Raw genomic sequence first — 25,732 nt, 5'->3', positions numbered from 1 at the left:
TCAGGGCAAGAGTCCCCGGAGCAATTGCATCCAAATCGAATCGGATTCTTCCTTTGAACCCTCGCTTGTCAGCGGCGCCGATAGGGCTCGCAGGCGATCCCGTCTCCGTCGCCGTCCATCTCGAGACGATAGCCCGGCTGCCCGCGGCGGAGGGGGGCAGCGCCGGACGCCCAGGCCTCCTTGCAGTTGCTATAATATGTGGTCGTAGGCCCCGCGCGCGGAGCGGGTGAGGGGATTGATTCCCGGCGCCGTTGGGCGTCGCGGGCGACCGTGTGAGAGTGCGCGGCGCGGTAGTCTGCGGGCATTTGGAATGTCCCGGCCCAAAGACCAAGGCGCGCAGCCTTGGCCCGGGCCTCATGCGCGACATAACGGTCCGAGAAGTCCGCGAGGGCTACCGCAAGCCCGGCGTCGACCAACGCGCCGGCAAGGTCGGTGGCCCCGGCGCGGCAGGCGGCGACGGTGCGTCCATGAGCATCGATGTCGTGCTGTTCGCAAATGATCTGCTGTCCACCGACGAGCGCGGCCAGCTTGGCCGCAGCAGCTTTGCCGCAGGCCCAATTTCTATCCGCCCTTTCGCAAGTCTGCGACAGTTCGGGTGCATCAATGCCGTGAAGCCGGACCGCGATCCCGCCGAAGTCGAGCGAATCTCCGTCGGCGGCGCGTGCCACTCCACTGATATCCTGGGCGAGAGCAGGGACTGCGAGCAGCAGCAGCGAGGCGGCGATGATATGTCTCATGTCACCGAGGATAACCGCTTCGGCTTACCAGGTCCTTGCAGGATCGGACCCGAGCCATTGCAAACTGTTGCCGAGATGCATCATCGCCGCCGCATAACGCTACGGCATGGTAGATTTTGCTCGCCTGTTTTGCGCGATCGTCTATCCGCCGGCTCGCGACCCGAATGGAGGGCTCCCTTCATTCACTGACTTGGCGGCCCCTCGGGGCCGCCTTTTTCATTTGTAGCTTCGCATGGCAGGCATGGGCCGAGGCAGGCAACATATGAAGGCGCGGCGCATTTGTCTGGATAACAGGCAAAGGAGCTCCCCTCATGGCAACTACCGAACCCCTATCGTCCCGGCGTATCCTCATCATGGCCGCCGACGGCTTCGAACAATCCGAACTTGAGGTCCCGCTTGAGCGTCTTCAGGACGCTGGAGCCAAGATCGATATCGCGTCCCTCGAGATGGGCGATATTACCGGCTGGGACGAAGATGACTGGGGCGACGAGATCGAGGTCGACCTCAAGATATCCGATGTCCATATCGACAATTACGACGCGCTCATACTGCCGGGCGGTCAGATCAATCCGGATCTTCTGCGCGTCGATGACGACGCGGTGGCGTTGATTCGTGACTTTGCCGCGACCGGCAAACCGGTTGCGGCCATCTGCCAAGCGCCATGGCTTCTGATCGAAGCGGGGCTGGCAAAGGGGCGGCGCTTGACCTGCTATAAGTCGATACGGACCGACGTCGCGAACGCGGGTGCCGAGGTGGTCGACGAGGCGGTCGTGATCGACGGCAACATCATTACCAGCCGCTGCCCCGACGATTTGCCTGCATTTTGCGACGCGATCATAGAGGCGCTGCAGGACGAGAGCTGAAATTTCTGGGGTCAGAAGTTGTGTTTCTGAGCGCCCCCTTGATTGGGTGGAATAACCGGGCTTCGAGATACTTGGAGGGGGCTAAGCTGTACACTACGGCTGCAGGCCACCGATCGAAAATGAGCGGAGACGAGGCGACCGAAAAATCGACGCAACCCAAGTTAACTCGCTGCAACTGCGACGAGAGGGGGCGGTTTCAGCAGCATGCTACCGCCAACCGACGACAGCTCCCATCCGCTGGCTCAACGCTTCCAGCACTTCATTCGCGCCGCGGATTTTCCTTGTGTCGGAGCCAAGTCTGCGCTTGCGCGGGGCCAGATCCGCTTCGTCGTCGGCCGCGACATGCGCTCGGCATGGGACGATTTACGCATCTACCCCAATCTCCTCGATCTCGCCTGGAGTTATGCGCGTTCGCCGAGCCTCTTCCATTCGCTCGTGGTGATCTTCGAGGAGGATGGTGGGCTCGACGAGCAAGCGTTCGAGACATGCCTGTGGGAGCGTATCGACTCGCTGAGCCGGAAGGACGACTGGGCGGGCCAGCCGCCCGATCCGCGCGTCAGTCACAGCCCCGATGATCCGCACTTTTCGCTGAGCTTCGGCGGCGAGGCCTTTTTCGTCGTCGGTCTCCACCCCCAAGCAAGCCGTCCCGCTCGCCGCTTCGAACGCCCCGCACTGGTGTTCAACCTCCACGACCAGTTCGAGAAACTGCGCGAGGCTGACGTCTATGAGACGATGCGCGGAAAGATCATCGCGCGCGACATCGCCTTGGCCGGAAGCGCGAACCCCATGCTTGCCCGTCACGGCGACGTGTCGGAGGCACGGCAATATTCGGGGCGGGCTGTCGGACCCGATTGGCGGTGTCCCTTCTCCGGACGTAACGCGGCGCCCTGAGCGCCGGTGCGCAGCCTATTTTGCCGGGCGGCGCGGCGCCAGGTCGAAACTCTCCCCATCGCGCAGCGCGTGAAGCGTCGCGCCGTGAAGCGATACGATGCCGCCGGACGAGGCGCCCGCGGCGGCGGAATGGCTCGCCCGCGACGCGTCGACGATCGTGACGCCGCCGCTTCCGATCACCCGCGCGGTGCCGGCCTCGATCCGGAGCGCGGTGTCCTCATCGATCCCGATTCCGAGACAGTCGGGACGACGGCTGACCGCGCCGAGAAGCCGCCCGATGCGCCCGCGCTCCGCGAAATGCTGGTCGATGATGCAGTCGGGGATGAGGCCAAGCCCCGGCGCCAGTTCGATGTCGTCGATGCGCGGCGTCTCTTCACCGCTTCCGCCGACGAGCATCGTTTCGCCCTGCGCCGAGGCTCCCGCCGACGTTCCCGCGATAAGTCCCCCGCGATCGTGCAGCGCGTGAATGGCCGCCTCAATCGGCGTATCTCCGGTCAGGCTCATGAGGCGCGACTGGTCGCCGCCGGTGAAGAAAATACCGTCGGCTTGGTCGATCATCCGTAGACGCGCCGGATCCCGGGCTTGATCCCGATCATCGAGGTAAAGCTCGACGAGCCGGCCGATCCCAAGCGGCGCAAAGCCCTCGCAATAGGCCTCGAAATATCCGTCGCGCTTCGCGCTGGCGATGGTGGCGATGACGAGCGTGCCTTGGCCCAGCTCAGCAGCGATTGCACTGAGTATCTTGCGGCTGCCATCCTTGTCTTCATGGCCGCCGATTAGGAAAAGGGGGCCGCGATTAATGGGCATGGTGATCCTTCCAGACGATGTCGGAAACCGCGGACATTCCCTCGCGGGCATAGGCGGCGGCGAAATGCGGACTGTTGTGCGCGATGCCGATCGCGCCGTCGCGGTTGAGAAGGATGACGCCCGCCTCGGCTCCGAGGCGCGCCATAGGCTCGTAAATCGTTGTAGCCGCCGCGCTGGCGCCCGTTGTCTCGAGCGCGCGCATCACGCGCGCGGCAAGCAGCGTCCGTGCGATCGCCTCGCCGTCTCCCGAAAGCGACACCGCGCCGATGCCGTCCTCGGCATAGAAGCCGCAGCCGGGAAGCGGTGCGTCGCCGACGCGCCCGGCGAGCGTGCCCGCCAGTCCGCCGGTCGATGTCGCCGCGGCAACATGTCCCGCCCGGTCGCGCGCAACGCAGCCGACCGTATCATGGTCGCTCTCGCCCGCTGTCGCCGGGCGCATGGCTTCCATGGATTCCGCGATACCACTCGCTCGTGCGAACGCCTCGGCGCCGGCACCGACGAGGAGCACGGGCGGCTCGCGAAGCATGGCATGCGCCGCTTCGACGGGATTGTAGAGGAGCCGCACGCAAGCGACCGCCCCGACGTCGAGCGTGGCGCCATCCATGATACCCGCGTCCATCTCGACCTCGCCGTCGGCATTCGCCACCGATCCCCGGCCCGCGTTGAACAGCGGATCATCCTCGAGCAGGCAGACCGCGGTCTTGACCGCCTCGAGCGCGCTGCCGCCGCGCTCCAATATCATCCTGCCGGCTTCCAACGCTGCCGCGCACCCCTCGCGGCGCGGCGCCTGCAGCGCTGGCGGGATCCGGCACGCTCCGCCGTGGACCGCGATCGCCCAACGACCGTCAGCCATGCGCCGCCTCCAGCAACCGGGCGTCCTCAGGACCGGCGCCCGCCGCCCAGGCTTCGACGATCCTCCATATTCCGTCGACGTCGGTCGGCGTGAGCACGACGATATCGCCCGGGCGCGCGGCCGCAAGGCAAGCGGAGGCAGCGTCATACTCACCATCGTGCATACCGATCGCGGCCGCATCGAGCCCCGCAGCGAGGGCGCCCTTGCGCATCAGGGCATTGGCTTCGCCGGGTGGGCGTCCCCTGAGGTCAACATTCTCGCGCAGCATCAGGACGTCGAACATCCCGCCCGAGAGTGCGCCGATATCGACGAGATCGCAATCGCGCCGGTCCCCCGGGATGCCGATCATTCCGATCACACGGGCGTCGCTGTCGCCGCGCATCGAGCCGAGCAACTCGGCGAGCGCGGTGAGCGCGGCGCGGTTATGGGCATAATCGACGACGATCCTTACCCCGTGCGCCTCGGCAAGGCTGAGACGCCCCGGCGAATCCTCGTAGTTTGGACGAAAGGATGCGAGGCCCGAGGCGATCATACCCGGAGCAATCCCATAGGCGGCGGCCATCGCGGCGGCCGCGGCGGCATTCCCGACATTGAACCGGGCCGTCCCGTTCAGCGTCACGGGAATATTCGCGATGGGAATGATCGGCATGGATTCGCTGCCCCGATGCAGCATGAGCGTTCGGCGCTCGCAGCTTATCGCCAGTCCGCCGCTCTCGAGATGCGCTTCGATCGGTGCCAACGCATCCGCTAACGCTCCGCCGGTGAACCAGACGATCCGTCCGCGGGCGCGGCGTGCCATCCGCACGGTTAGCGGGTCGGAGGCGTTGAGAACGCAGGCGCCGCTCTTCTTGACGTTGCGGGCAACGGTCGCTTTGACGCGCGCCAGGTCGGCGAGCGTCTCGACGCCCTTGAGGCCGAGATGGTCGGGCGTGACATTAAGGACTGCCCCCACGTCGCACGCGTCGAAGGCGAGCCCCTCGCGCAACATCCCGCCGCGCGCGGTCTCGAGAACCGCCGCTTCGACGCGGGGGTGGCGCAGCAGCATGCGCGCGCTCTTGGGGCCGCTCGCGTCGCCCCCGGCGCTGCGGGTCCCGCCGACATAGACGCACGAGGTACAGGTGAAGCCGGTGGTGAGGCCATGGTGTTCGAGGATCCGCGCGAGCATGCGCACCGTCGTCGTCTTGCCGTTCGTTCCGGTCACCGCGAAGACGGGGATGCGGCTCTTTTGGCCCTTCGGAAAGAGCGAGGCGATGATCGGCCGCGCAACATCGCGCGGCGTCCCTTCCGATGGAGCAAGATGCATGCGAAGCCCGGGCGCGGCGTTGACTTCGACGATGCCGCCCCCCGACGCACGAATGCTTTGTGCGATATCGGGGACGATCATGTCGATGCCGGCGACGTCGAGACCGAGCGCGGCGGCGGCGTCGATCGCGATCGCCGCATTTTCGGGATGAATGACATCGGTCCGGTCAATCGCGCTCCCGCCGGTCGAGAGGTTGGCGGCGCCGCGGAGCGTCACGATCTCGCCTGCCTTGGGCACGCTCGCGAGAGTGAACTTCGCCTCGGCGAGAAAGGCCTCGAGCGCGGCGTCGATGCGGATCCGGGTGAGAACGGCCTCATGCCCGACACCGCGGCGTGGATCGTTGTTAACCGCCTCGATCAGATCCGCGACGCTGTTCCAGCCATCGCCGGCCACATGCGCGGCGACACGCTCGGCGACCGCGACCACGGATGTGCCGACAACGAGAATGCGGTGATCGGCTCCGACGAGCTGCTGCTCGACGATGACGCGCGGTGCGATGGCTTGCGCTCGCTCGAAGGCGTCGCAAAGAGCTCCATCGTCGGTGACGCTCGTGGTGACACCGCGGCCCTGATTGCCGTCGAGCGGTTTTACGACGACCGGCCAGCCGAGCTTCGCGGCAGCGCGTTCCGCCTCCGACACCGTTCGCACGAGTTCGCCGCGCGGTACGGGGATACCGATGCTCGCGAGCATCTCTTTCGCCGCCTGCTTGTTGGTGGCGAGTTCGGCGCCGATCAGCGATGTCGCGCCTGTCACGCTCGCGCGGATGCGGCGCTGGCGGTGGCCGGTGCCGAGCTGGATGAGGCTTGCCTTGTCGAGCCGCAAGACGGGGATATGCCGGCGCCGCGCTTCGGCGACAAGCGCCGCGGTGCTGGGGCCGAGCCCGTTCTTGCGGACGATCGCTCGAAGCGCGCCCACCCTCGTGTCTGTATCGGTCGCTCTGCCGTCCAATTCCGGGGCGATACGATCGAGACCTTCGGCACCCTGCATCGCAGCGGGAAGCAGCGCGTTCACGAGTTCTATGGCTGCCCGCCCGGCGGCTAGGCCGCTCGGCGCATCGGCGTAGCAGTAGAGAATATCATATTGGCCCGGCTTGCCGCGCACCCTGCGCGTCTTGCCCCTCGTGACCGCGGCCCCGGCGCTGGTCTGCAGCTCGATCGCCACATGTTCGATGATATGGCCGAGCCGGGTTCCGTCGGCGAGCCGGCGCAAGAAACCGCCAGGCGCGCCATAGCTGCACCCATGGTCCGCGAGGCCGGGAAGCAGCGATTGCAGGGCATTGTCGAAACCCGGGAGGCGGTCGCTCGGATAATCGTCGAGGATCCCGAGATCGACGCGGATCCGGATCATCGGACGCCGGCTGTAGAGGTTGGGGCCGTTATAGACCGAGCGTTCGAGCACGCGCAGCTGGGCGAAGCTCAATGCGCCGGCCTTGCAGGGGGCAGCGACCGGTTGCCGCGGTCGAGGGGCGCGGTTCGAGCCGGGGCGCGCGAAAAGTCGGAGCCGGGAGGGGAGAGGGGGAAGGGCGGCATGCTTGTCCTTGGGTTGGGTCCTGCAGCTGCCAACGCGAGCGGCTGGGCGCGGTTGCCGGGGTTAACCTGGATCATGGCGATTGTTGCCGGCGGGTCGGCAACTGCACGCGCGGAGGCGCGTTGGGGAAGCAGGCGATGACGCATCTCCTGCCAGAGCGGGGCGCGCCCTTCGGGCTCGACCGTTCTCCTCTGAATCCCGTCTCGAGGGGAAGGAATGGCAAGGTCGATGCGCGCGCCTGTTCTTCATTCGGGGGGACCGGACAGAAGGCACAACGATGAAATTCGACAGCGAGACCAGCTTCCTTACCGCATTCGACAATGAAGAGAGCCGCCACGGCGGGCCCGTTGCCGGTATTGCCGCGCGCGCCCGGCGCCTCGCGCTCATCGGCTGTTTCCGGCCGCGCCAGTGCGGGATCGCGACCTTCACCGCCGACATTTACGACCATCTGACGACCGCGCGTCCCGACATGGCGATCGATGTCTATGCGATGGCAGCCAGGCCGGGCGATGCGAGCGATTCCGCAGCCGTTGCTGGCATCTATGAGAAAGATGCCGATGGATATCGCGCTGCCGCGGAGGCGATTAACGCGAGCGGCGCCGACGCGGTCTGGCTCCAGCATGAGTTCGGGATTTTCGGGGGTCCCGCAGGCGACATGATACTGGGGCTCGTCGACCGCGTTGCGGCGCCGCTGATCGTCACCTTCCATACCATCCTCGCCGAGCCGAGCGCCGACCAGCGGCGCGTGATGGAGCATCTCGTCGCGAAGGCGGCGAAGCTCGTCGTGATGAGCGCCTTCGGCCGCGAGACGCTGATCCGCGTTTATGGCGCGAAGGCCGAGCGCATCGAGCTCATCGAGCATGGCACCCCCGACCGGGCCTTCGAGGGATGTTCGCCGCTTCGCGAGCGGTTCGGCCTTGCGGGCCGTCCGGTCGTCTCGACCTTCGGCCTCCTCGGCCCGGGCAAGGGGCTCGAAGCGGCCATCCGCGCGCTGCCGGCGATCGCCGCCCAATATCCCGACATTCTCTATCGGATCGTCGGCGCCACCCATCCCAATCTCGTCGCTGCCGAGGGCGAAGCCTATCGGCAGAGCCTTGCCGATCTCGCCGAGGAGCTCGGCGTCGCGGACAATATCGCTTGGGAAAACCGCTTTCTCGACCTGCCCGAACTCCTCGAGCAGATCGAACTTTGCGACATCTATCTCGCGCCTTATCCCAATCTCGCGCAGATCACTTCGGGTACGCTCGCCTATGCGGTGGCGCTCGGCCGCGCGGTCGTATCGACGCCCTTCGTGCATGCACGCGAACTGCTCGCCGATGACGTGGGCATCCTGCTCGGCGGGGCCGACAGCGACGCGATCGCCGAGGCGGTGTTGCTGTTGCTCGCGCACCCCGGCGAACGGCGCGCGCTCCAGGAGCGCGCCTATGCGCGCGGCCGGTCTACCGCCTGGCCGGTCATCGCGGCGCGCTTTGCATCGCTGATCGAAAACGTCGCGGCCGTGCCGGCGCGGCGCGAGCCCCGGCGGATGTTCCCCTCCTTCGCCGCGATCCGCGCGCTCTCGGACGATGTCGGCATATTGCAGCACGGGACGAGGCTCATTCCCGACCGGAATCACGGCTATTGCATCGACGACAATGCGCGCGCGCTGATGCTCGTCAATGCGAGCCCGTCGCTCGGCGAGGAGGAATATGGCCTGCTCTTCGCGCGCTACGCCGCCTTCCTTCACCATGGTTGGAACCCCGATCGCGGGCGCTTCCGCAACTTCATGGCCTATGACCGGCGCTGGCTCGAGGATGAAGGGTCCGAAGACAGCAACGGGCGCACGCTCTGGGCGCTCGGCCATGGCGCAGCGCACGCGCGCACGCCGGAACTCCGCGCCTGGTGCGCGGGACTATTTGCGCGCACCGCCCCTTTGGCGGCCGACCTCAAAAGTCCGCGCGCGATCGCGTTCGCACTTCTCGGAGCCGACGAACTCCTGGCGCGCGAGCCGGGGCATGCCGCGGCAGGCGCGATCGTCGAGCGCGGCGGCGCCTTCCTGCACGCGCTCTGGCGCAGCGCGCGGCGGAGCGGCTGGGAGTGGTTCGAACCCGCTCTCGCCTATGACAATGCGCGTCTCGCCGAGGCGCTCCTGCGCGCCGGGCGGCGGACGGATTCGGTTCCGATGGAAGAGGCTGGCATCGGGGCGCTCGACTGGCTCTGCGATATCCAGACGAGCAGCGAGGGGCATTTCCGCCCGATGGGCTGCGAGGGCTTCGGCGCCGAGGGTGAGCTTTTTCCGTTCGACCAACAGCCGCTCGAAGCTTGGGCGACGGTCGATGCCGCCGCCGCCGCCTACCGCTTGACGGGCAAGCTGCGCTGGCATGACCGGGCCGAGCGGGCCTATGGCTGGTTTCTCGGCGCGAACGACCGCGGTGCGGTGATCGCGAGCTCGGCAACGGGGCGCTGCTGCGACGGGCTGACCCGTCACGGGGTCAATTCGAATGTCGGGGCCGAGTCCGCGCTGGCTTTTCACCTTGCGCACCGCGCGATGGCCGATACATTCTGGACGCGGGGGATAGCGAAGGACACCAGCGCCAGCGATGTTGATCTGCAATCCGAACCACACGCCGCTGCACATTCTTCATGACAAGCTTGCGGCCGACCCTGCGCGGGTCGTGCTGAGGCCCTTCCACCTCGCCTGGCAGTCCAATGTGTCCGAACCATCGCGGGCGGCGCAGCTCGCCGCCGACATATTGGCGATGGACGAGGAGGAGGCCGAGGCACAGCTCGGCCTCGTGTGGAAGGATTTTTCCGAGCGCCACTGGCAGATCGGGCGGATCTTCGACGAACGCTTCGCCGAGGTCGCGGAAGATCTGGAGCTCGATCCCGCCATCGTCTCGCCCGTCAAGCGGCGGCTGATCGGCGCCTATTTCTGTCACGAATATAGCTATGCCGCCGCCGCGCTCATGAACCCGAGCGTCGTCCCGCATCCCGACCAGAGCGGGCTTGCCGCCGACCAGCAACGCTTTCTCATGTCGATGCGCGCGGTGGGCGAGGGCCATATCAGCTCGGTCGCCTTCCGCGAGGGAATCATCGGCGAGGGCGGCGACTTCACGCTTTGGCCCCAGTCGGGGCCCGCGATGGCGGCGGTTGCCGACGACCGCCATCGGCTTGGCGATGACGGCAAAGTGAATGTCCACCGCCAGCCCGACAGTGCGATCTCGAACAGCGTTCTCTTTCCGATGACCGAGGCGCAGCGCGGCGGCATCGAGGATCTGCGTCTGGTGCCCTTCGTGCACGACGACGGTCGCACCGAATATATCGGCACCTATACCGCTTATTCGGGGCAGGCGATCCGCTCGGAGCTCCTGCGCACGACCGATTTCTCGGGCTTCTCGCTCGAACCATTGTCGGGGCGCGCCGCGCGCCACAAGGGCATGGCGCTGTTTCCGCGCAAGGTCGGCGGCCGCTATCTCATGATCGCGCGGCAGGACGGCAAGAACATCACCATCATCGCGTCGGACAGTCTCACCGACTGGGACGACGAGGGACAGATCCTCATGCGTCCCGCCTATGCGTGGGAGCTCATCCAGATGGGCAATTGCGGCAGCCCGATCGAATGCGACGAGGGCTGGATCCTTCTCACGCACGGCGTCGGTGCGATGCGCAAATACAGCCTTGGCGCGGCCTTGCTCGACCGCGACGATCCGACCAAACTCATCGCGCGCACCGAGTGCCCGATCCTATCGGCCGCCGAGAGCGACCGCGAAGGTTATGTTCCGAATGTGGTCTATACCTGCGGCGCGATGCGCGTCGGCGGGGACCTGTTCATACCTTACGGGATTTCGGACAGCGCGATCGGTTTTGCGACGACGCCGATCGAGCGGCTGCTCGCGAGCATGCGTTAGAGGCCGGGCGCCTTATTTAAAGGGCGCGGGACGCTCGATCTTCCGCCTGGCATCGACCGATGCGACGAGCACGGCGCAACACAGGCAGCCATCCTCGTCGGTCACCTCGATCCGGAGCGTATCGACATCGTTGATGAGTTCGGGATTGTCCCCGAGGAGGTGCCCCGCATAGCGGGCCGCCTCGACCCGGGCTGCGGCCGTGTCGGGCAGATCGACGCCTTCATCGTCGAGCTCGCGCTGGCCGCTGCTGCTGTGGAAATAATAACGGGGCATCCAACTTCTCCCACCTTCGGCAACTCACAAGTCTGCCTAGGGTTTCGATCCGGCCACCGCCCCTTCGTCACTGCACCACGACACATGCCGATCGGGGGGGCCTCATACCCGCCTATGGCGCTCAGGCGGCGGCAAATCCAGCCTTGTTCATCACTGCGGTCACATGTTTGTTGCCGTCGTCGCCGAGCGCAGCCCTGAGACGGGGGAAAAGGCGCTGTTCCTCTTCCTCGACATGCGCCTCGATCTGGCTGCGAAATTCGCGGACCTTGGCGATCCAGGCGGGGTCGGCGGCGTCCATTTCCGAGAGGTCGAAAAGATATTGCTTCACATAGCCATGGTCGTGAACGAGCTTGTCGGCGTCCTCGATCTGGCCATGGTCGCGCATCGCCGGATAGACGACATTCTCCTCTTCGAACGCATGTTTGGCGAGCGCGTGCTGGAGCTGGACGAGCAGCGCCTTTCGCTTTTTGACGTCGCTTTCGTCGGTCGCCTCGAGTGCGTCGAACAGCGTCATCGTCAACCGGTGTTCGGCCTTGAGGCCCTCGTCCCACTGTCCCTTGAGCGCGGTGAGGCTCTGCACCGCGGCCTTTCGGCCGAGGTTGGCGACGAGGCCGACGGCAAACCCCGCCGCGGCCGCACCGAGCAGGAAGGCCGGGTTGCCCAGCGGCTGGCGCGCGTTGGCGAAAATGTTGAGGGACATGGAAGGCTCCTTCGGAAGGTCAGGGATGGTCGAGGCGGGTCTCGACGCGGATGAGCGATACCGCCGTGCGTCGCGGCTGAACGAGCATGAAGTGGGCCGCGACCGCGATGTCCTCGGCGCGAAGCATCTGATGCTTGCCGATCAGTTCCTTCTGCTTTTCGGGCGGGAATTCGGGATACTGGAAGTCGGCACCGGTAAACCCGGGCTCGATCAGTCCGACCTTGATATCCTGCTCCGCCAGCTCCTTGCGGAACGACTGGACGAAGCCCTGTATGCCGCTTTTCGCCGCGACGTAGATCGAGCTGCCCGGACCGCGCGACACCGCGGTCATCGATCCGATCATAATGATGTCGCTGCCCGCCGACATGCAGCGCGCCGCTTCCTGGGCGCAGACGAGATAGGCGGTGAAGTCGGTCTCGAGCTGGTAGCGCGCCTCACTCTCGCCTGCGTCGGCAAGCGCCGCCGCCGGGACGGCGGCGTTGATTACCGCAATGTCGATTTCGCCGAGAAAGTCTCGCGCTGCCTCGAAAAACCGGTCGACGTCTTCCGCCACCGAAAGATCCACATTGATCCCGTCGCCTTCGCCCACTTCGCGGACGCGCTGCAGCGCATCCTCCAGATGTTCGGGGGTACGGCCGCAGATGAACACTTTGACGCCGTAACTTGCCAAGAGGACCGCGATCGCGCGGCCGATCCCGGTCGTGCCCCCGGTTATGATCGCGCGCCGGCCCTTGATGTCGGGAGCCTCGGTATGCGCGTCGGCTTCGTCGATCATGGCATTTCCTCGAACGTCGTGGTGGGCTCATCTCTCGTTCGCAATGACGGCGCGGCGACGACCCAGTAGGGATTGTCATCGTCGGCCTTGAGCAGGCTGCAGAGCGGCGCGCCGTCGACGAACAGCCGTGCGGAGCGGCCGGCCGCTTCGCCGGCGGCGATATCGAGCGCGCTTGCGGGGCTCGCCGCCTCGAAGAGGAGGCGCTTCTCGAGGCCGATATGATCCTCGGCATAGTGCAGCATGAGCGTCGGCTTGCGTGCGGGCGCCGGGTCGTCCGATGTTACTGCCGCGACTTGGCCGGTGACGGGAGCGTTCATCGTCAGTCCCTCAGTAAGCTGGCGGATCGCTGCTCGGGAAGGATTCGTCGGCGGCCTGGTCGACGCGGTCCCACTTACGCCTTACCTCGTCGCGCATGCCGTCCGGTCCCGCCGAGCGGGTCTGATCGAAATTTTCGGGATGTGTCTCGCCGTCGGCGAAGGCCGCCGAATGGCCGTCGTCCTTCACATCGGCCGGCGCCTGCTTGCGCGTGAACCAGAACAGCGCCCCGAGGACGCCGATACCGAGAATTTTTCCGAACCCCGACGAACGGCGGGGCGCCGTCATTGCGTGTGCCATGTCTGTCTCCAGCTTGAGAAAAAATCCGGGAGGCTGAAAGGGCAACGGGGGGGCGGCCTCAAAGTTGCCGCGGCGCCGCACCGATTAACAAATGTTGCGCTGTTTGTACCGGGCGTGCGTGGCGGACGCCTCAGTTCCAGCTGAGAAGGAGGCTGCCGTTCGCCGGAACGAGGAAATCGAGGCGGTCGCCGCTGTTCCCATCGGGCCGGATCGCATCGCCGTCCGCCGCGGCGACGCGTATCGCGGGAAGCTCGCCTTGGCTCTTCCGGACGAAGCTGAGCCGGGCCGTGCAGCCTTCGCCGCCGTCGAGGCGAAGCGAGAGCCGCGCTGGCGCCATGCGCTCGAGGGCACGGACGAAATGATCGCAATAAAGGTCGAACGGCGCGCCGTCGACGCGGTGAAAGGCGCGGGTCGCGAAGATGAATGCGGCCCCGGCGCCATAGACTTCCTGCCCCACCTGGCCCGCGGGCTGACCGTCGGCATAAAGATCCTCGACGGGAAAGGAGAGGGCGGGGTCGATGCGCCCGTTACCGGGGCGCTGTTCGTCCGAGACGGCCTCGGCGGGCAGGGCGTCGGGATAATAAAACCAGGCCCGATCGAGCGCATAGCGGCAATATTCCGAAATCAGCATGCGCGCCGCAGGCTCGAGGTCGGGTCCGCTGTCGGCAAGATAATGTTCGAAAGCGGCGAAGCTGTCGAAACATTCGTAGATCGCCATATAGGGTGCGTCCTGCAGACAGGTGGCGCCCAGAAAGTTGCGGTGATGAACGGCGAGGCCGATCTCGCTTTCCCAGATCTCGGTGTGACGAAAGAAGCTCGCGAGATAGACATAGCTCTGCTCGCGGTAGACGTCGCGGCCGGTGACCCGCCACAAGCGCATGCAGGCGGCAGCCCCCCAGGCGGTGAGGTTGGCTTGATAATTGATGTCGAAACCCAGACCGACCGCGGTGTCGATCGCGGCGCACGCCTCGTCGAGATACAGCTTCTCGTCGGTGAGCTCGAACGCCTCGAGCATCACCCAGGCATAGATGCCGCCGACATCGGTCTGGCCGCGCCCGTCGGCTCCGGCGGTCTCGGTGATGACCGAGAAATCGGTGATCTTGTACTGGATCGGCCATTTGTAAGTGAAATGCCGCGCTGCGCGGATGGCATAAGGAAGCGATTTCAGAAACAGCCGCCGCGCCTTCGCGTCGCCATCGAGAGCGAGTTTTCCGAGGTTCAGCAGCGGGTGGTAGAGATACCAGCTGTCGACGGCATCGGCATCCTTGTCGTCACCGACATTGGGCAGATAGCGGCGCAGCGTCTCGAGCTTCCGGTCGTAGAATTTGCCGAGGCCGGCCTTGAACTCTTCCTCGAGGGGATGAATCTCGCCGCGCCATTTCCCCCAGTCGTGCAGTGCCTGCACGATCGACATCTGGACCATGGCGTCCGGATATTCGGCATCCGTATAGGGGTGGATGTAACGATGACCATAATGGCGCACGGTCGCCTCCGGCGCGGCGCCGAGATGTCGCGCCGTCCGCGCGGCCCGCTGCCGCCAGTCGCGATAGTCGGTCGGCGGCAGAGACAGCGAACGATAGGCGGCGCCCAGCATCTGGAGAAATCGCCGCGCGCTGTCGCGCTCGTCTGCCGGAGAGCCGTCGCGGACGACGAGCCTCGCATCGCTCAGCGTATAAGTGATCCCGGGCGCCAGCGGCGCGGCTTCGCCGGCCGTGTGGAGCGTCTGGCCGGGAAGGCGGAAGCCCAGCCCCGGCCAGATGCCTCCCACCGCGGCATCCGGATTGGTGCCAGTCGCCTGGAAATAGGGATTGAGCGCGGTGAAATCCTGGAAATAGAAAAAGGTACCGAAGGCGGGGTCGGTAAGTTCGCCATAGAGGAGCCCGGCGTTGAGACCGCGTTGCACCGCCTCGACGGTTCCGCGGGTCCCCATCGGATCGTCCTGGGCGTCGAACGGAAAGAGATCGCGCGCTCCGGGCGGAAGGAGCAGCGGCGCCGAGGGGCGGAGTGTCGAGACAAGGCGGAGGCAGGGGAGCGGCCCGGGTCGCGCCTCGAGCGCGACCTCATGCGCGCCGATCGCACTTTCGACATGCACGCGGGCGAGCTCGCCGCCCGCGCGCTTGACGCGGCGGACCTTCGCCGCGCCGGGCCACGAGGCCGCGCGGAGGGCGACGCCGCCGCTGTCGGCGCGCCGGACGAACAGCCAGAGCGCTTCGCCGCCCGCAGCAAGTTCGACGGAGAGGTCGTCGAGCCTCTGCGAGACGATCGGAGTAGCGACCGCGAGCTCGCCGCGAACGCGAACGAGATCGGGCGTCAGCGGCGTGTCGTGGCGCGTCTCCACGCGTTGGTCAGTCACCGAAACAGGCCTTGGGAACATGGGTGATCCGACAGGCAAGATCGGCTTCCCCCGACGCGACGATATAATGATCGCCGCCATCGGCGATGCCCGTCGTGAAGACGACATCGCGTATATAGAGCTTGTCTTCGAGCGGACGCGTAAGCTCGGGGTTCGCCTCGAGGAGCGGCCGGTGATCGGTGCGGAGGACGACCGAGGGATCGTCGAGATCGAGTAGCGACCAGTAGGTGCGGTAAATGCCGACGATCTCTTTCGGCTCGACCCCATGCCAGAGCGTGAGCCATCCCGCGTCGGTACGGATCGGCGGGGTGCCGCCGCCGATGCGCGCGGTCGCCACCGTGTCGGCATGCGGACGGATGCCGGGGGCCTCATGAGGCTTCCAGTGCAGCGCATCGGGCGAGGTCGCGAGGTTGATCGAGGGGCCCGCGCGCCACTTCGATCCCGGCGGATAGGCGAAATAGAGATCGCCGAGCGGCCGCGTCTGCGCCCAATAGCGGCCGTCGATCAGGCCCTCGAAGATCAGCATGTCCTTGTTCTGATGATCGAGAACGATCCCCTCGAAGACCCAGTCAAGGCCGTTCGCCGAACTGTAGAGCGTCGTCGAGTGGCGCTCGGGGCTCACCGAACAGGTGGTCATCAACCAGCGCCTTCCGACCCGGCTGATGCGCGCGTCCTCGACGCCATAGCATTGGAAATCCGCGCCCGGATCGACAGCCTTGTCGTAATGGACGGCAACGATCTCGAGCCCGTCGGGCGAGAGCTCGACGGGAAGCAGCCACGAAAGCGAGGTTAGTGCCATGATCCGCCAGCTACCGCCGTGCACCATGAACTTTCTGGGATCCGACGTATCGCACAGCTCGAGCGGCCAGCTATCGACCTTGTAGCGCCCAGCCTCCCACCGGATCGAATGGACATGACCATCCTCGATCGGGACCCGGAGCGCCTCGGCGACGCGCACCATCATCAGGAGATTGCCCGAGGCGAGGCGCAGCAGGCCCGGGTTGAAGGCCCCGAGCACATAGGTCTCGCGGCCGAGCTGACCCGCGAGCGGCGAGCGCGACAGATCGACATCGTCGGGGCCGAAGACCAGCCGATCGGTCGCGAATTGCATGGGTACCGCTCCTTCGCCCAGGCCGGTCAGTGTGCCGGCTTGGAAGCCGGTTTCGCTGCCGGAGCGGATACCGCCTTGCGCGATGCCGATGTCTCGGCCGCCTCCTTCGTTCCGCTTTTTGCGTCGAGGTCGACGCCGGCTTCACGCGGCCAGTGCCGAAGCGTTACGCAGGCATCGAGGAAGGCGGTGACATCGCCAGGTTTGGCCAGCGCGATGCAGGCGTCGTCGAGCTTGTCGGCGAGGCCGGCGGCCGCGAAGAGCGGCGCCGCTTCGGCGCCATGTCCGATAAATTTGCAATGCGCGAAGGCGTCGCTGACGAAGTCCTTGGCCGCCGCATCGCCTGCGAGCAGTGCCGCCCCGTCGTCGCTCGGGAGAAGCGCGACCGCGTCGAACAGCACCGACGGCCCGCCGTCGATCTTGTGCCGGCCCGCGACGCTCGTGCCGTCCGAGAGCGTGATCCCGCCGATCTTCGGTGCAACCAGTTCCCAGACAGCGCCGGCGGCGTCGACCGCCTTGGTCAGCGCCTTGAAGACCCGCGCATCCGCGCCGTCGGTCGCGAGGATTCCGAGCTTGCGTCCGGCGAAGCTCGCCGGGCCGTTGAGCAGGATACTGAGCGGCCGGGAAGGGGGAAGGTCGGCGAGCGGCTTTGTTGCGGCCTTGGCGGGCGCCGGAAGCGGCAGCCCCAGGCCATCGGCAACCGTGGCTGCGAGGCCGCGGTCGATATGGAGGAGATGCGATACGGTGCGGGCGCGAATGTCGGGGCGTTCGACCTTCGACAGCTCGAAGACAAGCGCGTCGCCGATATGCTTCTGCTCGATCGGGGTCTGGCTCACGAAGAATTGCCGCGCCTGGCTATAGTGGTCGGCGAAGCTCTCGGGGCGGATGCGCCGCTTGGCGCCTTCGGCCTCTTCGGGGAAGCTCGCAAAGCCGCGCGCGGGATCCTCGCGCGGGCCGCCGTCCGTCGGTCCCCAGCTGTTCGGCTCGTAATTGGCGCGGCCGACGGGGTTTCGCATCGCCATATGACCGTCCTGCTGGAAATGCGCCATCGGGCATTTGGGCGCATTGATCGGGATATGGGTGAAATTGGGGCCGCCGAGCCTTTTGATCTGCGTGTCGAGATAGGAGAAATTGCGGCCCTGGAGCAGCGGATCGTTCGAGAAGTCGATGCCGGGGACGATGTTCTGCGTGCAGAAGGCGACCTGCTCGGTCTCGGCGAAGAAATTGTCGACGACGCGGTCGAGAACGAGGCGGCCGACGGTGCGGATCGGTACCTGCTCCTCGGGGATGAGTTTGGTCGCATCGAGCACGTCGAATTCGAACTTGTCCGCGAAGGCGTCGTCGAACAGCTGAACGCCGAGTTCCCATTCGGGAAAATCGCCGCTGTTGATCGCATCCCAGAGGTCGCGGCGATGGAAATCGGGGTCGGCGCCGTTGATCTTGACCGCCTCGTTCCACACCACCGACTGGAGGCCCTGCTTGGGCTTCCAGTGGAATTTGACGAAGGTCGATTTGCCCTTCGCGTCGACGAGGCGGAAGGTGTGGACGCCGAAGCCTTCCATCGTGCGAAACGAGCGGGGGATCGCGCGGTCCGACATCACCCACATGATCATGTGGAAGCTCTCGGGCATCAGGCTCACGAAATCCCAGAAATTGTCGTGGGCCGATTGCGCCTGCGGGAAGGCCCGATCGGGCTCGGGCTTCACCGAATGGACGAGGTCGGGGAATTTCATCGCATCCTGGATGAAGAAGACCGGGATATTGTTGCCGACGAGATCCCAATTGCCTTCCTTGGTGTAGAGCTTCACCGCGAAGCCGCGCACGTCGCGTGCGAGGTCGAACGAGCCTTTCGAACCCGCGACGGTCGAGAAGCGCACGAAGGCGGGCGTGCGCTCGCCGACGCGCTGGAAGATGTCGGCGCGGCTGACGTCGGCGAGGCTGTCGGTAAGCTCGAAATAGCCGTGCGCGCCATAGCCGCGTGCATGAACGACGCGCTCGGGGATGCGCTCATGGTCGAAGTGAAAGATTTTCTCGCGGAAATGGAAATCCTCGAGCAGCGTCGGGCCGCGCGCGCCCTGCTTGAGGCTGTTCTGGTCGTCGGCGACCGGCACGCCATGCTGGGTGGTGAGCGGCGCATGGCCGGCGCCCGCCTGATGCGTCTCGCCGCCGGTGCCACGATCCTCGCCATAGCTCTGCATGATCGGCGCATCGGCCGGAAAGACCGGCGCTTTACGAACCGATTCCCCGCCCATGTCCTTGCCCGCGATCGCAGCGGCGCTCTGCCCACGGCGCGGCTTCGGCTTCGCGGCGTCCGCGCGGGTGGAAGAGGGGGCGGTGGGGGATTTGGCCATGTCGGATCTCGCTTTGTCTGAAGGGGCGCAGCAGTTGGGCGGAACGCGGTCCGGAGGGCGTGCAAGCACGCCCTCCGGACCCGGCGATGGAACGAGTTCGCGCTTTGAAAGTTGCTGCACCGGGTTTGCGATTAACCTCGATCATGACGATTCCGCTTCCCTTGTGAGGGGTTGCCGGGCTTTCGGAATGTTCGCAGTCGAGCAGGCCCGCTCATGCATTTCGGACGAAACAGGGAACGTCAGTGATGTTAACCGATCGCTTCTTGAGAGACCGTCGCGGGGTAAGCCTCGACGCCGGCGAGCGCGCGCGCCTCGAAGCCGCCATCAGCACCACTTCGACCGTCGAGGCCCGCAAGATCATCGCGCGCGCCGGCCAGTGGCTCGACCAGAGCACGCTCCTCGTCGAGGGCATCATGTCGCGCTATCTCGACGACCGGGACGGTCTTCGCCAGCTTGTCGCGATCCACCTGCCGGGCGACTTTGTCGACCTCCACGCCTACCCGCTGAAACACCTCGACCATGATGTCGGTACGATGACCCCGGCGACGATCGCGATCGTCCCGCATGTCGAGCTCGACGCGATCACCGAGGAGATGCCCGAGCTCACGCGCAAGCTCTGGTTCGCGACCTTGCTCGACGCCGCGATCCACCGCGCCTGGCTCTTCCGGCTTGGCCGCCTCGACGCCATCGGCCGCGTCGCGCATTTCTTCTGCGAAACCAATGTGCGTCTCCAGTCGGCGGGGCTGAGCGACGGGCGCCAGTTCACGCTCGGACTGACGCAGGCCGACGTCGCCGAGATCTGCGGCCTGACGACCGTGCATGTGAACCGGGTCGTACGCCATCTTCGCGAGGAAGGGCTTTGTACGTTCCGCAACGGCAAGGTCGAGATTCTCGATGCCGCGAAGCTGGCGCGACGCGGCCAGTTCGATCCCGCCTATCTTTATATCGACGATCCCGCATCTCCGCCGCCCCCAGACCAGAGGCCCCGCCGATGACCGACGATTTGTCTTCCCCCCAGCCGCCCGAGACGGAAGCGGGGGTCGCCACCGCCGAAGATGGCGTTGTCCTGCTCGATGGCCCCGACGGTGTCGCGGTGACGATGACCTCGGCGGCGGCGCGCAGTACCGGCGAAAGCCTTATCGAGGCGGCGAGGCGCGCGGAAGCACAGCTCGCGGCCAGGCGGTCCTGAAGGATCGCCTGATCGCGCCCGTACGGGGGCGACGGGGCCGTCGCCGATTTGGCGCCAGGGAGCCGACGCACAGCGCGCGGCGCCGATAAATGCATTGATCGATGTTGCATCGCCGCCGTCCGGGGGAACGCAGTGATACGGCGGCGGGTTCTGCCCGGGAGCGGCGCCAGCGGGTGCCGCCGACCGAGGAGAGCCGCACGTGGAAGAGGCCGCCGGACTGATTGCGCCTGCCGCGACGATGATCGCGGCGATGATGACGGCAGCCAATCTCGGCGCGCGCGTGACCGGCTCGGGCTTCGTCGTGTTCACTTTGGGCTCGCTCGCCTGGTCGGTCGTCGGGTTCACATCGGGCCAGACCAATCTTCTTGCGACGAACCTGTTCCTGACGCTCGTCAATCTCGTCGGAATATGGCGATGGCTCGGCCGCCAGCGCGGCTATGAGGATGGCGCGCGGCGTGCCGCGAAGCGAAGCCGGATCGCGGCCTCGCCCTCGCTCTTCGCCGCGAGTGCGCTAGGCGGTCTTCCGGTGAGCGATATCCGCGGCGAAGTTGTCGGCCAGGCGGTCGATGCGATGATCGAATGCGAAAGCGGATGCCTCTCTTATGTCGTCGTCGCGAGCGGCGGGCTCGGCGCCATCGACGAGACGCTGCGCGCGGTACCGGCGGCGATGCTCGACTGTCATGCCGACGGGCTCGTGCTGCTGATGAGCGCGGCGGAATATGAGAAGCGCGATACGCTCGACGGCGCCGCCTGGCCTGCGCGGCCCCCACGCGGACAGATAGCCACGGAGGCGTCGCTCGCCCCCGCGGCGGCGGCGGGCGATGGGCCGAGGGGTACCAGAAAGGAAGGGGCCCATGACGCGGCTCAAGGATAATGGTCTCACCATCGTGCTTCTGCTGCTGTTCGCAGCGTCGATCGTCGGCCATTGGGTAACGGGGTGGCACGTCGCGCTCGCGGACGCTGCGCGGCACCATCAGCCCGGTCTCTCGCTCTGGGCCTATGGCGGCAGTCCGCAATTCCTGTCCTCGGTGTTCGAAAACTGGGAGAGCGAGTTTCTCCAGATGTCGGCCTATGTCGTGCTGACGGCGATGCTCGTTCAGCGTGGCTCGTCGGAATCGCGGGGTCCCGACGCGCCGCTACGCGACGCCGATCTTGCCGCGCAGGCGCGCAAGCCCGGTGCCCCTGCGGTGCTGCGCAAGGGTCGTCTCGCGCGCGCTCTCTATGCTCGGTCGCTGGGGCTGGTGCTCGCGATGCTGTTTCTTGCCTCCTTCATCCTCCACTGGACGCAGAGCGCGCGCGCGGCCGCCGAGGACGCGCGCGAGCATGGCGAAATCGCCCTTTCCACCTTCGCCTATCTCGGCGACCCCGGCCTCTGGTTCGAATCCTTCCAGAATTGGCAGAGCGAATTTCTGTCGACCGCCGTTCTGGTGCTCTTGTCGATCTTCCTTCGTCAGAAAGAGTCGCCCGAATCGAAGCCCGTCGCCGCTCCGCACGCGGAGACGGGATCGTGACGGCGAATGGCCGAGCGAACCGGCGTGGGCGTTACGGCCCCGCTGCCCCGGTGCCTGTCTCGCTGGGCGCTCGGAGCGCCGATTTAATCCTCGAACCGCGGAACGATCGCAGCGGACGGGCGTCAGTCGTTCATCGCCCCGAAGTCGGGGCCGCTTCCCCCGACCGGCGCCGGCCCCGCCGACGCTCCCCAGATGACGCCCGGCCTCTGCCCGGGCGGGAGATGATCCATGTCCAGATCCAAGAATGACCTTCCCGATCCGCTGATTCTCGCCGCCGCTGGCGCGGGCATCGCCGTGCTCGCAACCGTCGCGTCGCTCTGGCAGCGCCGTCGGCACCGCGAGAGCCGAGGGCAGGAAGAAACAATCGCGACCGACGCGCCGCATTGGACGCTCGACAAAGCCTCCTCCCGCACGATGTTCGGCAAGTCGGTGCTGATCAATCGCCCCCGCGCCGAGCTCTATGCGGCATGGACGCCCGAACGCTTTCCCGACTTCATGGAGAATGTGGTCGCGGTCGACGACCTCGGCGACGATGTCTCGCAGTGGACGATCAAGGCGCCCGCCGGGCGCGAGGTGACACTGGTCAACCGCATCACCGAGCGCGTCGAGGACACATCGATCTACTGGCAAAGTACGCCGGCCTCCGACATCGCGAACAGCGGCGAGGTGCGCTTCACCGACGCGCCGGCGGGGCGAGGCACCTATGTCAGCCTGATCCTCGCCTATGACCCGCCCGCCGGGAAGGTCGGGCGCCTCGCCGCCAAGCTCCTTCAGCGCGAGCCCGAAGTGCAGGCGCGGCGCGACCTTCACCGTTTCAAGCAGCTTATGGAAACGGGCGAAGTGACGACCAATGCCTCGCCCTCCGCGCGAGGCGCCGAGAGCCCTGCCGAGCCGCACATCTGAACGCCGAACCGCAGCACAATCACATCAAGGAGAAGGCCATGCGCGCCGTTACCTGGCAGGGACGCCACAAGATCAGTGTCGAAACCGTTCCCGATCCCGAAATCGTCAACCCGCGCGATGCGATCATTCGCGTGACCTCGACCGCGATCTGCGGCTCGGACCTTCATCTTTACGACGGCTATATTCCGGGCATGCGCGCGGGCGATATCGTCGGCCACGAATTCATGGGTGAAGTGGTCGAGACCGGCGCATCCTCGACGCTGCAGCGGGGCCAGCGCGTCGTCGTGCCTTTCACGATCAGCTGCGGGCAATGCTTCTTCTGCGAGAAGCAGCAATATAGCGCCTGCGACAACAGCAACCCGTCCGAGACGCGGGATGCATCCGAGCTGATGATGGGTCATGCGATGGGCGGGGCGTTCGGATATGCGCATCTCACCGGCGGCTACGCCGGCGGGCAGGCCGAATATGTCCGCATTCCCTATTCGGATGTCGGGCCGGTGGTCATTCCCGACGGCCTTGCCGACGACGACGTGCTCTTCCTCTCGGACATCTTGCCGACGGGTTGGCAGGCGGCGGTCAACGCCGACATCGAGCCCGGCGACACCGTCGCGGTGTGGGGCTGCGGCCCCGTCGGCCTGTTCACGATCCAGTCGGCGCTGCTGCTGGGCGCCGGGCGCGTGATCGCGATCGATCACTTTCCGACGCGCCTCGCGCTCGCGAAGAAATATGGTGCAGAGATCCTCGACTATACGAAGGTCGATGTCCGCGAGGCGCTGGCCGAAATAACCGGCGGCGTGGGCCCCGATGCGTGCATCGACTGCGTCGGCATGGAGAGTCACGGGTTCACGGTCGACGACATTCTCGACCAGGTGAAGGTCAAACTGCTCTCGTCCACCGAGCGCATCCACGCCTTGCGCCAGGCGATCCTTGCGTGCCGCAAGGGCGGCCGTCTTTCGATTCCCGGGGTTTACGGCGGTTTCGCCGACAAATTCCCGCTCGGTCAGCTCATGGAGAAGGGCCTCACTGTCAAGAGCGGACAGACGCATGTCCAGCGCTATTCAGGCGAGCTTCTCGATATGATCCAGGGCGGCAAGTTCGACACCGTCTCGCTCATCTCGCATCACGCATCGCTCGAGGACGCGGCCGAGATGTACCGGCACTGGCACGACGAGCAGGACCTCTACACGAAGATCGTACTCAAGCCCGGCCTCGCAAAAGGGGCCGTCTCGGCCCGGCAGGAGATGGAACATGCTTGATCGCAAACTCGCTGTCGTCACCGGCGCCTCGAGCGGTATCGGCCGCGAGATCGCCCTACTCGCCGCGAAGGATGGTTACGACCTCATCGTCGCGGCCGACGAGCCGCTCGTCGATGCTGCCGCGGGCCTCCTTGCCAAGGGCGTCGAGGTCGAGGCGGTGGAAGCCGACCTCGCGACTGCTGCCGGGGTCGAACGTCTTCTTGCCGCTGCGGGCGGCAGGCCGATCGACATTCTCGTCGCCAACGCGGGTCATGGCCTCGGCCACGGTTTTCTCGACCAGCCCGTCGACGCGTGGCGTCACGTCATCGACACCAATATCACCGGCACGCTGTTGCTGCTTCAGCCGGTCCTGAAGGCGATGGTCGCGCGCGGCGAAGGCAAGGTACTGATCACCGGCTCGATCGCCGGGCATCTCGCCGGCTCCTTCCAGGCGGTGTACAACGGCACCAAGGCCTTCGTCGACAGTTTCGCCGCGGCGATTGGCAATGAATTGAAGGACAGCGGCGTCACCATCACCTGTCTCAAACCCGGCGCGACCGAGACGCGCTTTTTCGAGCGGGCCGGCATGCTCGACACCAAGGTCGGGCAATCGGAAAAAGACGATCCCGCCGATGTGGCGAAAACCGGATGGGACGCGCTCCTCGCAGGAGAGCATGCGGTCGTTCACGGGCTCAAGAACAAGGCGCAGGTCCTCGTATCGGGCGTTCTCAGCGAAGCGGCGACAGCCGAGATGCACCGAAAGCTGGCCGAGCCGGGGTCGGGGACGCAAGGCTGATCTGGCCGATCCGGCATCATTTGGTGAAGAGGAGACGATCATGAACAATCGCAATGACAGCAGGGATGGGGGCTCCGCCGGGGACGGGTCGCTGCCGCAAGAGCCCATGGAACGCCGGGAGAATGTCGGAAAGACGACGCCCGACCGCTATCCCGCCGGGGAGCGCGAGGCCGGCGACGTATCGGGCGCCGCCAACCGCGGCCATCGGCGCAGCACCGGCAGCGGTCCTGTCAGCGGAAGCGGCGCGGGTGCCGGCGGCAAAGGCAATGCGGAGGATTATGACAGCGACCCGCAAGGCGGCGGCGGGCGCGCCGCCGAACCCGATACGCCCCCGCCCGGCAAGGGGGCGGACGCGCCGGTTGGCGGGAGCCGTTAGGCCCTCGCGGTGGTCGGGCGGCGCGGCGCAATCGCTCTGGCAGCGCTGTACCCGGCCGTTCACTCGATCCGGTAGTCGATCGGCTTGAAGCTGCCGCCGCAGCTGTCGTAGGCCGAGCAGGCGGTGAGCCCGACGATCAGGTCGTCGAGCGCGCGAAGCCGTATGAAGTCACCGGCCTTCGTCGTCGGCGGAAGGACGCGGATCTTGCCTTCGCTGCCGACCGGCACATTCATGAACAGGTTGAACGCGACGGGAATGGCGTCGGCAGCAATCCCATATGGCTCGAGCGCTTCGGCCAGATTGCCGAAGCAGCCGCGATGAACGGGCTTGTCGGCGTAGAAATGGCGAAAGGTCGCCTCGCTGCATGGCGTCAGCAGAAAATCATGCACCCCGCAGCTGTCCTCGACGATCTCGAGCAATGCGTTTGACCGGTTCGACCACAAGCGGTTGCCGGTCGTCAGCCGGATCGTCTCTTCATAGTCGAACGTTCGCCCGTTCGAGATCGCTTCGCGGGGATCCGCCGCACGAAACGCAAGAAGGTCGCCGACCTGGCCGCCATCGGGGTCGGTCACGCAGAGAATCTTGTCCTTGGGAAGCGTGAAGGCGACGCCGCTGCGGGGCGCGATCCGGTCGGTCATGAATGCTCCTGAACTGAGAAGGTGCGGCGGGAATGAACTAA

24 protein-coding genes and 1 pseudogene are annotated in these 25,732 nt (G+C 66.1%); 12 read left to right on the top strand and 13 right to left on the bottom strand.

From position 1 onward, the window contains the following. Positions 1-68 precede the first annotated feature (68 nt). On the bottom strand, positions 69-737 hold the full coding sequence (locus AC3WS4_RS00225; RefSeq protein WP_062179274.1) for a thermonuclease family protein: 669 nt from the start codon (positions 735-737) through the stop codon (positions 69-71). A 311-nt stretch (positions 738-1,048) separates the two neighbouring features. On the opposite strand from AC3WS4_RS00225, the gene AC3WS4_RS00220 reads away from it, so the two are divergent. Further along, entirely contained in the window at positions 1,049-1,600 is a 552-nt protein-coding gene (locus tag AC3WS4_RS00220) for a type 1 glutamine amidotransferase domain-containing protein (protein WP_492740316.1), read from the top strand. 204 nt (positions 1,601-1,804) lie between these two features. Further along, a complete protein-coding gene (gene gntA / locus AC3WS4_RS00215) occupies positions 1,805-2,491 on the top strand; it encodes a guanitoxin biosynthesis heme-dependent pre-guanitoxin N-hydroxylase GntA (RefSeq protein WP_492740317.1) in 687 nt (228 codons plus the stop codon). A gap of 15 nt (positions 2,492-2,506) precedes the next feature. Here the strand turns inward: gntA and AC3WS4_RS00210 are convergent, their stop codons facing one another. From AC3WS4_RS00210 to cphA, 3 genes are read right to left on the bottom strand one after another with little or no spacing between them, the layout of a single operon-like run. Next, on the bottom strand, positions 2,507-3,298 hold the full coding sequence (locus tag AC3WS4_RS00210; RefSeq protein WP_492740318.1) for a cyanophycinase: 792 nt from the start codon (positions 3,296-3,298) through the stop codon (positions 2,507-2,509). Next, complete coding sequence (locus AC3WS4_RS00205; RefSeq protein ID WP_492740319.1) at positions 3,288-4,151, bottom strand: isoaspartyl peptidase/L-asparaginase family protein; 864 nt, start codon at positions 4,149-4,151, stop codon at positions 3,288-3,290. The genes AC3WS4_RS00210 and AC3WS4_RS00205 overlap by 11 nt, the downstream gene beginning before the upstream one ends. Beyond that, a complete protein-coding gene (gene cphA, locus AC3WS4_RS00200; RefSeq protein WP_492740320.1) occupies positions 4,144-6,873 on the bottom strand; it encodes a cyanophycin synthetase in 2,730 nt (909 codons plus the stop codon). Before cphA ends, AC3WS4_RS00205 begins: the two co-directional genes overlap by 8 nt. 385 nt (positions 6,874-7,258) lie before the next feature. Here cphA and AC3WS4_RS00195 point away from each other — a divergent pair, with 385 nt between their 5' ends. Next, positions 7,259-9,607 carry a glycosyltransferase gene (locus AC3WS4_RS00195; protein ID WP_492740321.1) on the top strand — a complete coding sequence of 783 codons (2,349 nt, stop codon included), beginning with the start codon at positions 7,259-7,261 and terminating at the stop codon, positions 9,605-9,607. Next, on the top strand, positions 9,561-10,868 hold the full coding sequence (locus tag AC3WS4_RS00190) for a glycoside hydrolase family 130 protein (protein ID WP_294048082.1): 1,308 nt from the start codon (positions 9,561-9,563) through the stop codon (positions 10,866-10,868). The genes AC3WS4_RS00195 and AC3WS4_RS00190 overlap by 47 nt, the downstream gene beginning before the upstream one ends. A gap of 12 nt (positions 10,869-10,880) precedes the next feature. On the opposite strand, the gene AC3WS4_RS00185 is transcribed toward AC3WS4_RS00190, so the two are convergent. The 8 genes and pseudogenes from AC3WS4_RS00185 to AC3WS4_RS00150 form a co-directional block, all read right to left on the bottom strand. Continuing rightward, the gene (locus AC3WS4_RS00185) at positions 10,881-11,141 is read right to left on the bottom strand and encodes a DUF6894 family protein (protein ID WP_054728047.1); all 261 of its coding nucleotides are present in this window, start codon (positions 11,139-11,141) and stop codon (positions 10,881-10,883) included. A gap of 121 nt (positions 11,142-11,262) precedes the next feature. After that, entirely contained in the window at positions 11,263-11,841 is a 579-nt protein-coding gene (locus AC3WS4_RS00180) for a hemerythrin domain-containing protein (RefSeq protein ID WP_062179292.1), read from the bottom strand. Between the two features lie 19 nt (positions 11,842-11,860). Then, positions 11,861-12,616: an SDR family oxidoreductase gene (locus AC3WS4_RS00175; protein ID WP_062179296.1), complete on the bottom strand. Its 756-nt coding sequence runs from the start codon at positions 12,614-12,616 to the stop codon at positions 11,861-11,863. Beyond that, positions 12,613-12,933: a hypothetical protein gene (locus AC3WS4_RS00170; protein WP_062179299.1), complete on the bottom strand. Its 321-nt coding sequence runs from the start codon at positions 12,931-12,933 to the stop codon at positions 12,613-12,615. The genes AC3WS4_RS00175 and AC3WS4_RS00170 overlap by 4 nt, the downstream gene beginning before the upstream one ends. A 10-nt stretch (positions 12,934-12,943) precedes the next feature. Then, positions 12,944-13,231 carry a hypothetical protein gene (locus tag AC3WS4_RS00165; protein ID WP_152682317.1) on the bottom strand — a complete coding sequence of 96 codons (288 nt, stop codon included), beginning with the start codon at positions 13,229-13,231 and terminating at the stop codon, positions 12,944-12,946. Between the two features lie 130 nt (positions 13,232-13,361). Continuing rightward, on the bottom strand, positions 13,362-15,584 hold the full coding sequence (locus tag AC3WS4_RS00160) for a hypothetical protein (protein ID WP_492740324.1): 2,223 nt from the start codon (positions 15,582-15,584) through the stop codon (positions 13,362-13,364). Further along, positions 15,577-16,695 (bottom strand): glycoside hydrolase family 130 protein, encoded by a 1,119-nt coding sequence (locus tag AC3WS4_RS00155; protein ID WP_062179308.1) that lies wholly within the window; start codon positions 16,693-16,695, stop codon positions 15,577-15,579. Before AC3WS4_RS00155 ends, AC3WS4_RS00160 begins: the two co-directional genes overlap by 8 nt. A gap of 119 nt (positions 16,696-16,814) precedes the next feature. Next, positions 16,815-18,890 (bottom strand): annotated as a pseudogene (locus tag AC3WS4_RS00150) (catalase); the annotation flags it as partial. Between the two features lie 398 nt (positions 18,891-19,288). Between AC3WS4_RS00150 and AC3WS4_RS00145 the strand changes: the two are divergent. From AC3WS4_RS00145 to AC3WS4_RS00110, 8 genes are all read left to right on the top strand, one after another. Next, positions 19,289-20,038 carry a Crp/Fnr family transcriptional regulator gene (locus tag AC3WS4_RS00145; protein ID WP_062179311.1) on the top strand — a complete coding sequence of 250 codons (750 nt, stop codon included), beginning with the start codon at positions 19,289-19,291 and terminating at the stop codon, positions 20,036-20,038. After that, on the top strand, positions 20,035-20,232 hold the full coding sequence (locus AC3WS4_RS00140; RefSeq protein ID WP_492740326.1) for a hypothetical protein: 198 nt from the start codon (positions 20,035-20,037) through the stop codon (positions 20,230-20,232). Before AC3WS4_RS00145 ends, AC3WS4_RS00140 begins: the two co-directional genes overlap by 4 nt. A gap of 199 nt (positions 20,233-20,431) precedes the next feature. Then, the gene (locus AC3WS4_RS00135) at positions 20,432-21,106 is read left to right on the top strand and encodes a PRC-barrel domain-containing protein (protein ID WP_492740327.1); all 675 of its coding nucleotides are present in this window, start codon (positions 20,432-20,434) and stop codon (positions 21,104-21,106) included. Continuing rightward, positions 21,087-21,743, top strand: coding sequence for a DUF6766 family protein (locus AC3WS4_RS00130; protein WP_056350125.1), 657 nt, complete (start codon positions 21,087-21,089; stop codon positions 21,741-21,743). Before AC3WS4_RS00135 ends, AC3WS4_RS00130 begins: the two co-directional genes overlap by 20 nt. A 228-nt stretch (positions 21,744-21,971) precedes the next feature. Next, the gene (locus AC3WS4_RS00125; RefSeq protein ID WP_238586600.1) at positions 21,972-22,646 is read left to right on the top strand and encodes an SRPBCC family protein; all 675 of its coding nucleotides are present in this window, start codon (positions 21,972-21,974) and stop codon (positions 22,644-22,646) included. A 38-nt stretch (positions 22,647-22,684) separates the two neighbouring features. Continuing rightward, positions 22,685-23,902, top strand: a complete 1,218-nt coding sequence (locus AC3WS4_RS00120; RefSeq protein ID WP_492740328.1) for a zinc-dependent alcohol dehydrogenase — start codon at positions 22,685-22,687, stop codon at positions 23,900-23,902. Continuing rightward, complete coding sequence (locus AC3WS4_RS00115) at positions 23,895-24,677, top strand: SDR family NAD(P)-dependent oxidoreductase (protein ID WP_062179320.1); 783 nt, start codon at positions 23,895-23,897, stop codon at positions 24,675-24,677. The genes AC3WS4_RS00120 and AC3WS4_RS00115 overlap by 8 nt, the downstream gene beginning before the upstream one ends. 40 nt (positions 24,678-24,717) lie before the next feature. Continuing rightward, positions 24,718-25,053 (top strand): hypothetical protein, encoded by a 336-nt coding sequence (locus tag AC3WS4_RS00110; protein ID WP_152682318.1) that lies wholly within the window; start codon positions 24,718-24,720, stop codon positions 25,051-25,053. A 59-nt stretch (positions 25,054-25,112) separates the two neighbouring features. Here the strand turns inward: AC3WS4_RS00110 and AC3WS4_RS00105 are convergent, their stop codons facing one another. Further along, positions 25,113-25,691, bottom strand: a complete 579-nt coding sequence (locus AC3WS4_RS00105; RefSeq protein WP_062179326.1) for a DUF1989 domain-containing protein — start codon at positions 25,689-25,691, stop codon at positions 25,113-25,115. Positions 25,692-25,732: the final 41 nt, after the last annotated feature.

The organism is Sphingopyxis sp. EU05-FHT14B03 (genome assembly GCF_058790875.1).
Note: the sequence above shows the minus strand (reverse complement) of the source record. Positions and strands in the feature narration are given on the sequence as shown.

Coding starts and splice junctions, on each gene's coding strand:
- AC3WS4_RS00110 (WP_152682318.1), top strand. CDS start 24,718: ATGAACAATCGCAATGACAGCAGGGATGGGGGCTCCGCCGGGGACGGG.
- AC3WS4_RS00165 (WP_152682317.1), bottom strand. CDS start 13,231: ATGGCACACGCAATGACGGCGCCCCGCCGTTCGTCGGGGTTCGGAAAA.
- AC3WS4_RS00125 (WP_238586600.1), top strand. CDS start 21,972: ATGTCCAGATCCAAGAATGACCTTCCCGATCCGCTGATTCTCGCCGCC.
- AC3WS4_RS00130 (WP_056350125.1), top strand. CDS start 21,087: ATGACGCGGCTCAAGGATAATGGTCTCACCATCGTGCTTCTGCTGCTG.
- AC3WS4_RS00105 (WP_062179326.1), bottom strand. CDS start 25,691: ATGACCGACCGGATCGCGCCCCGCAGCGGCGTCGCCTTCACGCTTCCC.
- AC3WS4_RS00220 (WP_492740316.1), top strand. CDS start 1,049: ATGGCAACTACCGAACCCCTATCGTCCCGGCGTATCCTCATCATGGCC.
- AC3WS4_RS00170 (WP_062179299.1), bottom strand. CDS start 12,933: ATGAACGCTCCCGTCACCGGCCAAGTCGCGGCAGTAACATCGGACGAC.
- AC3WS4_RS00195 (WP_492740321.1), top strand. CDS start 7,259: ATGAAATTCGACAGCGAGACCAGCTTCCTTACCGCATTCGACAATGAA.
- AC3WS4_RS00210 (WP_492740318.1), bottom strand. CDS start 3,298: ATGCCCATTAATCGCGGCCCCCTTTTCCTAATCGGCGGCCATGAAGAC.
- AC3WS4_RS00225 (WP_062179274.1), bottom strand. CDS start 737: ATGAGACATATCATCGCCGCCTCGCTGCTGCTGCTCGCAGTCCCTGCT.
- AC3WS4_RS00180 (WP_062179292.1), bottom strand. CDS start 11,841: ATGTCCCTCAACATTTTCGCCAACGCGCGCCAGCCGCTGGGCAACCCG.
- AC3WS4_RS00205 (WP_492740319.1), bottom strand. CDS start 4,151: ATGGCTGACGGTCGTTGGGCGATCGCGGTCCACGGCGGAGCGTGCCGG.
- AC3WS4_RS00155 (WP_062179308.1), bottom strand. CDS start 16,695: ATGCAATTCGCGACCGATCGGCTGGTCTTCGGCCCCGACGATGTCGAT.
- AC3WS4_RS00190 (WP_294048082.1), top strand. CDS start 9,561: ATGTTGATCTGCAATCCGAACCACACGCCGCTGCACATTCTTCATGAC.
- AC3WS4_RS00185 (WP_054728047.1), bottom strand. CDS start 11,141: ATGCCCCGTTATTATTTCCACAGCAGCAGCGGCCAGCGCGAGCTCGAC.
- AC3WS4_RS00145 (WP_062179311.1), top strand. CDS start 19,289: ATGTTAACCGATCGCTTCTTGAGAGACCGTCGCGGGGTAAGCCTCGAC.
- AC3WS4_RS00120 (WP_492740328.1), top strand. CDS start 22,685: ATGCGCGCCGTTACCTGGCAGGGACGCCACAAGATCAGTGTCGAAACC.
- AC3WS4_RS00140 (WP_492740326.1), top strand. CDS start 20,035: ATGACCGACGATTTGTCTTCCCCCCAGCCGCCCGAGACGGAAGCGGGG.
- AC3WS4_RS00175 (WP_062179296.1), bottom strand. CDS start 12,616: ATGATCGACGAAGCCGACGCGCATACCGAGGCTCCCGACATCAAGGGC.
- AC3WS4_RS00115 (WP_062179320.1), top strand. CDS start 23,895: ATGCTTGATCGCAAACTCGCTGTCGTCACCGGCGCCTCGAGCGGTATC.
- gntA (WP_492740317.1), top strand. CDS start 1,805: ATGCTACCGCCAACCGACGACAGCTCCCATCCGCTGGCTCAACGCTTC.